This window comes from Paenibacillus harenae DSM 16969, assembly GCF_000422465.1.
Taxonomy (GTDB): domain Bacteria; phylum Bacillota; class Bacilli; order Paenibacillales; family Paenibacillaceae; genus Pristimantibacillus; species Pristimantibacillus harenae.
Map to the genome: position 1 here is coordinate 174,762 of NZ_AULV01000017.1, position 7,588 is coordinate 182,349.

A 7,588-nucleotide genomic window follows, 5' to 3' on the forward strand; every position below is an offset into this window, starting at 1 on the left:
GAATGTAGTGGGTTTTCGGAGTTTCTTTCATTACTCCCATTCGATCGTCGCCGGCGGTTTGCTCGTGATGTCGTAGACGACGCGGTTCACGTTGTCGACTTCGTTGACGATACGAACGGAGATTTTCTCCAGCACGTCCCAAGGGATACATAACCTATAGGAATGTACGGATTCCAAAACATGTACCGTACATTCTGAAAATTAGTCAAATAGTTCGAAGAGTAATGCTTTTGGTTTTGGTGCTTAGTCTTTATCTTTTCAACTGTGGTCTTGTTTGGTTATGCGGAATCATAACGCCCTAATGCTGATGAAATTGCCTCCTCCCAAACAATATAGTCATTGTATCAAAAAATGAGCTGGTAAGGTTTTTTGGGCCGATTAACTTTTTTATCGTATTCTAATTCAGGGAGACAAGTCAGATAAAATAAAGGGTCCTACATATTGTACATGACTAATATGATATCCTCCTAAAGAAAGTCCCGATGACATCAATGCATCATCGGGACTGACTAGGTAGTTCCATACTCTTTTACTTTTTTATCACTAGACATCTGGCTGCATATCATCTTTAATCGGTTTCCAACTTTAATGTCACTGGACAACAGACAACAACATGTTCGGTGAAAATAAAGTATTAGACTGCCGCTGTTGTCATTCAACTAACTGGTCTCCTGTTAGTTTAATCATAATTTTTCGTTAGTAACCAATGGGCCCATTTCTTTCAGTGTAGAACGTCCCCACTGCTCAATGAGCTTACAGTAGCTATCGGAGTCATGCATTCGTGAGTCCACATCGGCGATCGTCATGGTCCACGCTATCTTGGGGAGTGGCTTTGCATTCAATGGTCTACGAATACCTTTAGTGCTTCCTGGTCCTATAGCCATATCTTTACGAATTAACTCCGTGGGGTAACCTTCTTCCAGATGACTCCGTAATGCGGATTGCACCCAGACATACATTTCATCACTGTATCCTTCATGTTGAACCATGTACGAGGCAACAGTTAGAAAGTGCACTTGCCCGTAGCTAGGATCGGTGAATTCCAGTGCCATAAATTCATTAAATATCGTTTCGCAAGTATTCTCTTGAGTAAGCTTAGCACCGCATTTAACACATATATCCAATACGATCACCTCCTTTGTATCATTACGCAATAAAAGTAAGTGATTCCTCGAATTTAGATTCACCTTGTAGTTTTCCAAACGTACTACAAAATTAATTTCTTTAATGTGAGGAGACCTAGACTATTATAGTAAGTTAGCGTCCTTTCAGTAATGCTCGTCTCACACTCTAATTGACCAGTCGTATAAAACTAAATCTCCCCCTTTCAACAAAAGCATAAGCCATAACCTTGCGGGAGAGTCAAGATCTAATGAAAATATACAGTTACTTATGGCAGAGTGATTAATCAATACTTCATAAAAAGGATAATTAATTCAGATTGCTAAGTATTCATTCATATTTCCCAAACCCTTTTTCGCAAGTAATGTCCAACGTGAGAATGTCATACAGGTTTTGCTTGGATTCATCTAATTTTTTTTGAGTGGCTTCAATTTCCGCAATTTTATTTTGTATCAGGCTTACATGCTCATCCTTCGACATTCCGTTTTTCGAGATCATTGATTTGATATCCTGAATCGAAAAGCCAACTGCCAAACAATGTTTAACAACATTCAGATGATGAATGATGTCTGACGCATAAATCCGATAATTATTTTGATCCCTCAAAACATACTCATCCGTGATAATGCCTATTTGCTCATAATAACGGATCGTTGAAATCGGGAGATCGATACTTTTTGCTACTTCACTTATCTTCATGACCATCACTCCGTTTTTAGCGCTTGCTATAAAGTATACTTTATAGTTTACCATCTTAATAGTTATGATAAGCAACATCATTTCCAAACTCAACCGAAAAAGGAGAGAAACCTGCATGAGCATCCTTACAGGCAACTACCAGAAAATAAACAACTTCAATAAAATTGCGCTGGAACGTCGTTCCGTTAAAGTTTACGATCCCGAAGTGAAAATCAGTCGGGAGGAAATGACCGAAATTTTAGCAAAAGCTTCCCGCGCTCCATCTGCCATTAACATGCAACCCTGGCGTTTCCTTGTGATCGACAGCCCCGAAGGCAAAGAAAAACTTGCGCCACTGGCCTCCTTCAACCAGACACAAGTTTTGACATCTTCGGCTATTATTGCAATATTTTACGACGCTAACAATATTGAATATATGGACGAAATTTTTAATAAAGCAGTAGAACTTGGCTATATGCCGCAGGACATCAAGGATATGCAATTGCAGCAGGCAAGGCCGTATTATGCAAGCCTGACTCCATCCGCCTTGCGCGACATAAACATGCTGGACTCGGGTCTTGTTTCGATGCAACTGATGCTTGTAGCTCGCGCCCACGGCTATGACACCAACCCAATGGCGGGTTATGACAAGGATCGAATCGCGGAGGTCTTTAGCTTGGACAAGGAGCGATTCCAGCCGGTCATGCTGCTTTCGATTGGCAAAGCGAGCAAAGAAGGCTATCCATCCTACCGATTACCAATAGATACGATTACCACTTGGGCATGATCGGACTTGGGAGATTAGTCGTAGAGCAAAGACAAGAGTCATCCAATACACTGAATAGCCATTTTAACCCTGCTGCTACAGCCCGATCACCCTCTAACGATTGCGATCCCTTATACAAGAGCATTCCAGCATCAGTGTTCTCTGATCAATTATACCATAATGTGGATGAATGGGTTCAGTTATACTGCGATAGCTTAACGGAGCTACCAGCGTCGTTCCGCGGCAGCTCCGTAGTAAAAGTGTATTCAATTCTTGTAATCCGATAGCTGAACGAACTGAAAGGCATGAGAACCCCGAAGGACAAGTCTCATGCCTTATTGCCATGCGTCGTTATTCGCCTGCAGCGAAGCTGTCGATCGCGGCGAGCGGGAGATGGTCGGTAACAATGCGGCTATAATGCGCCAGTCGTACGATACCGCTCTCATCAATCAAAAATTCGGCAGGTATTCGATTGAAGTTTGAACCTTCCTCCGGAGTAAGGGCAAAGCCGGCAGCAGCAGCTTCTTCGGCAAACCTTTTCGTGTTCGCATCGGCCATTGTCATACGTACTTTCTCTTCGGACGTCTCGACACCGTACAAATCGTACAATTGCGCCTTCGGATCGGCAATGAGCGGGAACGGAGCGTTTTGAGCCCCGACGTATGTCCGCATATTCGCTTCCGGCGATTCGAAGACGGCGATGACATCCATACCTTGTCGTTGCCAATCTGGATATCGGTCGATAAAATGATGCACCCGCAAATTGCAAAGAGCGCAAGCGGAGAAGCGCATAAAGGCGAGCAGCACTTTGCGGCCGCGATAACTATCAAGTGATATGGGATTGCCGCAGTGGTCGACGGTTCGGAATGCCGGGGCAATCATGCCCTGCTGAAGCTGATGCGTCATCAGTGAATACCTCCTGTATTTGGGAAAATGATTTACTGATCCAATATACCAGAAAGAGTAGCACCGCTTCTGTGACCTAGTCACCAAATAGCTCTTCCAATTCACTGCGGCGGGTGATTCGTATCCAACCTCGTCCTGTCTCCACCCACCCCTGCCGCTGAAATCGCTGCAGCGTGCGGCTCACGACTTCACGGGCGGTGCCGACCTCGGAGGCAAGCTCATAATGCGTCATTCGCAGCAACGGCTGCTGCTCCGACGTGGAACTCAGCAGTGCTTCAGCCAGCCGCATAGCCAGCGGATTGGTCTGCCTCGCTTGAAACTGTTCGCCCATATGCAAAATTCCTTCGAGCAGGGTACCGAACACGATTTTACGGATCGACTCGTATTCTTGCACCCAGCGGAGGAAGCTGAGTTTGGACACAAACAGCGCCTCGACCTCCGTCTCAGCCTCGATGACGGCTGGGTAGTCTCTTCCGCTTAGTCCGCTAAGCACAAGGAGAGCGCAAACTTCGCCGGGGTTAAGTTTATTGACAATACGCTCGCCCCCATCCTTCCCGATTTGGATGATGCGAGCGCTACCGCTCAGCAATAACATGCCATAGACCGTTGCTTCCTCCCGCTGAAAGAGACGCGATTTGGCAGAGAATGTCCGCACTTCCGGCTGAGCTTTAGCCCAGTCCTCGTGGCTAACATCCCTCAAACACGGGAAAACTTCCAGCAACCGCTTATCCGTGACGATAGAAGTCATGTCCTGTCCCCATCCTTAAAATTTCGTTTGCTTTAGAAATCGAATTCCCCCCCAATTCAACCTCATGGTTTACTCGTTTCTCCACCGTAATGCTGTAAATTATACCATAAACTCCACACTAAACTCCCGAGGGAGCTTAACGGGCTGCCGTCTTTGCTGGCTGGAAGTCCGTTTTTATGAAGCTTTTGAACTCCTTTAGTTGAACAACTCTTTGTACATTAAGATATCATCAACAAATTCCCCTCCAATTTTGAACTCATTGATAAGTCTTCCTTGCTCTTTGAAACCATTCTTTAAATAGAATGAAATTGCACCTGCATTCGTTGAAAGCACTCGGAGAGATAATTTAGTGGTACCGTTATCTTTACTCCATTCGAAAATATGATCTAACAATGCTTTCCCGATACCTTTACCTTGAAAACTCGGGTCAACTCCAATAATTATTTCCAAAACGTGATTGTTAGATTTCAGCTTTGTAGGACGTTTAAATCCTACATATCCTGCAACTTTATCGTTTATGATCGCAACAAACTGACTGCCAGCAGGGCAGTGCTTGGAGTAGTCATCCTCGGATTCCCAATAAATCGGTTGAGGGGTATTTTCATCATTCCAAATTATGTTATTTAACTCCACCAATTGTCCGAAATCGGACTTGACTGATGGTCTTATAATTAAGTCATTCATACCTATCAGGTCTCCTCAAATTGTGAATTTATCTATAACATTAGAACAATCGTTCGTAATAAACATTAACAAAAAATGAAATCCTGAAACAACCAATAATTCAGCAAAACAGCGCCGACGGATGCAAATGGTCATGAAGCAGATTCGCTCCAAACAAGACAAACAGAGGGATAGCCGAAAACTTATCTTTCTAATCGTAAATGACACGCGCTGCAAGAAAGACAAGTCCACCAAGAAAATGGAGGCGCTAAGCTTTCAGTACTCCCATGAAACTGGAAAGTCTGTGTGGTGCCATTGCCTGGTCACGGCTCATGTGGTTGCCCAAGGTTGCTCTTACGCTTGGGATTATCGCCCCTACTATCAAGAGGAGTATTGTCAGGCTGAGCGGTTGGAATTTAAAAGCAAGAACGACTTGGCTATGGAGATGATCGAGGCTTTTTCTGCCCAGGCTGATGAGCAGGTTTATGTCCTCATGGATAGCTGGTACACTAGCGAAAAAGTGATCAACGCCTGTAACCGCAAGGGCTTCCATGTTATTGCCGCGCTGAAAACGAATCGCCGGATTCGCCCGGCAGGAGTATCAATAAAGATCGATGAGTTCGCTGAAAAGTACATTCGTAAGTCTGATCTCCACTCCGTTACGGTAGAAGGTCAGGGGACGTACTTGGTGTATCCTTACGAGGGATCGGTCAGCGACATCGAAAATGTCAAGCTACTGCTGTCCTGGAAGGACGAATACACGGGCTTAAGCAAACCTCAGGTTTGTCTCTTGTGTACGGATCTATCGCTGGATCTCGTCACGATTCAGAGGTACTATCATGTGCGTTGGAACATTGAGACCGGATATCGGTACTTCAAGGAACTGCTGGGCTTTGACCAATACCAGTTGCTTTCGATTCACGGCATTCAGCGATTTTGGGCGATCCAATTCCTGACGCAAAACTTCCTGGAGTTTCAGCGGCAGGAGTGGATGGAGCAGCAGTCTGACTTAACGCTTGGAGATGTGGCACGACGCATCCGAGAAGAGTTCTTTGGACAAATCATCGTCTATGTTTACCAACAAGCTTTGGAGAAGAAACCTCTTTTCGACATTCTCAAGCATCTTAAGCTATCAGCCTAAACCGAAAAATGCCGACTACGCTACAGGTCTGCCCATTTTGGGACATTGAAGAGGGAATTCGCAAAAGTCAAGTATTTTACAGGAGTGCTAGGCAATTTCGTCTTAACCCTATTTACACTTTATTTAAAAGATCGCGAACTTATATGCAGCGCACTTTTTCATCAAATATTTTGACTGGTACTTAATCATTCCAGGGGCTTTAGGGAGTTTGGGAACTGGTATTTGGCTAGCAGTTGGAGCGTGGGGGATCACCACTCATTACTGGATTATCGCGAAGTGGGTCGGCAATTTGATGACGATTTTCTTTGGTAGCATTTTTATTGGTACGTGGATTGAAGAGGCATTAGATGCGCTTTCTCACAAAGAGTTTGAGCCCATGTACAATCCTGAATACCTTCAAATTACCATTGTCATTTGTTATTTCCCCCGCTGTTAGTTTATACCTTGTATGTTAAAGCATTATCTGTTAAATGGATTATTTGAAATTTGGACATAAATGAAGCGGAGTAATATAAATTTCTTTTTTATCTGTGGATGCATTCCAAACATGACCGATTACCTTCAAGTAAGGCTCTCTACTAAGCTTTAGAAATGTTGTTGTACTTACCACATTATTGGGATCAATATCAATTATTACTTTAATATCTATTCCATTTACATTTATGGTGGTAAATAAAGTAGGATGTTTATTATCCCATCCAGACTGTGGATCCAAATAATAATTCTGAGTTTGTACTGTTCCTTCAAAACGTCCTGCAAATGTAACGTATTTTCCAATTAAACTCTCTAATTCACTCACAGTTTCATTGAGTATTAGGGGTAAATCCCAAACACCTTTTCTCTCGATAAACTCGGATAGTTTCTCTGCAAGAACTCTGTTATAAGTAGGGAGGTCTTCAGGTCTCTTTTCATGAGATTTTGGTGGCAGACTTAAAGAGTCCCATAACTCAGGAATTCTGTTTTTGTGCCAATAATAATGCCACTCGGATCCTTCAGCGAGACCATTTTTTATAAATATTTGTATCAAACTACTGCACTTTTCAATCATCTTACTTTTATATATCCTTAGCTGCTCAGGTGTTATTGCCCGTGTTAAAACCCCAGGTTGACCAGCTGCTGCTTGAGAGGTGTGAACCCTCGAATGACAATTAGGGCATAAAGGAATAAGATTTTCGTAGCTATTATCTCCGTTATCAACTATGTAATCGATGTGATGAAGTTGAACTTCTTCTACTTGACACAGACAACATCGATGTAGACAATCAGTCAAGAGTTGGTTTGCTATTTGGGGTGGGATATTACTCATTGAGCACAACCTTTCATTAATTTTCGGATAACTTCGGTTCAGTTATTAATTTATTTTCCATAAGTTATTCTTTCTTAGTCATAAGAATCCTGCCCTTTAACGTAACAATGCTGCCTATCATGCCGGCAGCTCCATCAGTTTGGCTATTCAACAATCGTTCCCAGTTAGGATTCCTGTAGAGCGTTAATTTTGCACTTTGCATAAAAACGAGCGACTCCGGTACGATGGGGTAGTCACGGGTCATAGCCCTTTAGCCAT

The 7,588-nt window shown here is 43.3% G+C and carries 9 protein-coding genes and 2 pseudogenes; 3 read left to right on the plus strand and 8 right to left on the minus strand.

What is annotated here, in order from left to right; translation table 11 throughout:
* Window positions 1–30: 30 nt before the first annotated feature.
* The 3 genes and pseudogenes from H581_RS36940 to H581_RS0105540 all read right to left on the minus strand — a co-directional run.
* Window positions 31–147: pseudogene (locus H581_RS36940) on the minus strand (GMP synthase (glutamine-hydrolyzing)); the annotation flags it as partial.
* Window positions 148–683: 536 nt separating this feature from the next.
* Window positions 684–1,124: a DUF5946 family protein gene (locus H581_RS0105535; protein WP_028609152.1), complete on the minus strand. Its 441-nt coding sequence runs from the start codon at window positions 1,122–1,124 to the stop codon at window positions 684–686.
* Between the two features lie 328 nt (window positions 1,125–1,452).
* Window positions 1,453–1,821 (minus strand): MerR family transcriptional regulator, encoded by a 369-nt coding sequence (locus tag H581_RS0105540; RefSeq protein ID WP_028609153.1) that lies wholly within the window; start codon window positions 1,819–1,821, stop codon window positions 1,453–1,455.
* A 115-nt stretch (window positions 1,822–1,936) separates the two neighbouring features.
* Here H581_RS0105540 and H581_RS0105545 point away from each other — a divergent pair, with 115 nt between their 5' ends.
* Complete coding sequence (locus H581_RS0105545; RefSeq protein WP_036717847.1) at window positions 1,937–2,587, plus strand: nitroreductase family protein; 651 nt, start codon at window positions 1,937–1,939, stop codon at window positions 2,585–2,587.
* A gap of 330 nt (window positions 2,588–2,917) precedes the next feature.
* Here H581_RS0105545 and H581_RS0105550 read toward each other — a convergent pair whose 3' ends face one another.
* The 3 genes from H581_RS0105550 to H581_RS0105560 form a co-directional block, all read right to left on the minus strand.
* The gene (locus H581_RS0105550) at window positions 2,918–3,472 is read right to left on the minus strand and encodes a peroxiredoxin family protein (RefSeq protein WP_051250480.1); all 555 of its coding nucleotides are present in this window, start codon (window positions 3,470–3,472) and stop codon (window positions 2,918–2,920) included.
* A 76-nt stretch (window positions 3,473–3,548) separates the two neighbouring features.
* Window positions 3,549–4,220, minus strand: coding sequence for a Crp/Fnr family transcriptional regulator (locus H581_RS0105555; protein ID WP_028609156.1), 672 nt, complete (start codon window positions 4,218–4,220; stop codon window positions 3,549–3,551).
* Window positions 4,221–4,415: 195 nt separating this feature from the next.
* On the minus strand, window positions 4,416–4,904 hold the full coding sequence (locus H581_RS0105560; protein WP_036717850.1) for a GNAT family N-acetyltransferase: 489 nt from the start codon (window positions 4,902–4,904) through the stop codon (window positions 4,416–4,418).
* A 133-nt stretch (window positions 4,905–5,037) separates the two neighbouring features.
* Between H581_RS0105560 and H581_RS33175 the strand changes: the two genes are divergently transcribed.
* On the plus strand, window positions 5,038–6,024 hold the full coding sequence (locus H581_RS33175) for an IS701 family transposase (RefSeq protein WP_051250481.1): 987 nt from the start codon (window positions 5,038–5,040) through the stop codon (window positions 6,022–6,024).
* 208 nt (window positions 6,025–6,232) lie between these two features.
* Window positions 6,233–6,460 (plus strand): hypothetical protein, encoded by a 228-nt coding sequence (locus tag H581_RS36275; protein WP_051250482.1) that lies wholly within the window; start codon window positions 6,233–6,235, stop codon window positions 6,458–6,460.
* Window positions 6,461–6,499: 39 nt separating this feature from the next.
* Here the strand turns inward: H581_RS36275 and H581_RS0105575 are convergent, their stop codons facing one another.
* Together H581_RS0105575 and H581_RS39575 are read right to left on the minus strand one after the other, a co-directional pair.
* Entirely contained in the window at window positions 6,500–7,072 is a 573-nt protein-coding gene (locus H581_RS0105575; RefSeq protein ID WP_028609158.1) for a hypothetical protein, read from the minus strand.
* A 90-nt stretch (window positions 7,073–7,162) separates the two neighbouring features.
* Window positions 7,163–7,330, minus strand: a pseudogene (locus tag H581_RS39575) (HNH endonuclease); the annotation flags it as partial.
* Window positions 7,331–7,588: the final 258 nt, after the last annotated feature.

Excerpts from the sequence above, each read along its gene's own strand:
- H581_RS0105540 (WP_028609153.1), bottom strand. The coding sequence starts at position 1,821 with ATGAAGATAAGTGAAGTAGCAAAAAGTATCGATCTCCCGATTTCAACG.
- H581_RS0105545 (WP_036717847.1), top strand. The coding sequence starts at position 1,937 with ATGAGCATCCTTACAGGCAACTACCAGAAAATAAACAACTTCAATAAA.
- H581_RS0105550 (WP_051250480.1), bottom strand. The coding sequence starts at position 3,472 with ATGACGCATCAGCTTCAGCAGGGCATGATTGCCCCGGCATTCCGAACC.
- H581_RS0105555 (WP_028609156.1), bottom strand. The coding sequence starts at position 4,220 with ATGACTTCTATCGTCACGGATAAGCGGTTGCTGGAAGTTTTCCCGTGT.
- H581_RS0105560 (WP_036717850.1), bottom strand. The coding sequence starts at position 4,904 with ATGAATGACTTAATTATAAGACCATCAGTCAAGTCCGATTTCGGACAA.
- H581_RS33175 (WP_051250481.1), top strand. The coding sequence starts at position 5,038 with ATGAAGCAGATTCGCTCCAAACAAGACAAACAGAGGGATAGCCGAAAA.
- H581_RS0105575 (WP_028609158.1), bottom strand. The coding sequence starts at position 7,072 with ATGATTGAAAAGTGCAGTAGTTTGATACAAATATTTATAAAAAATGGT.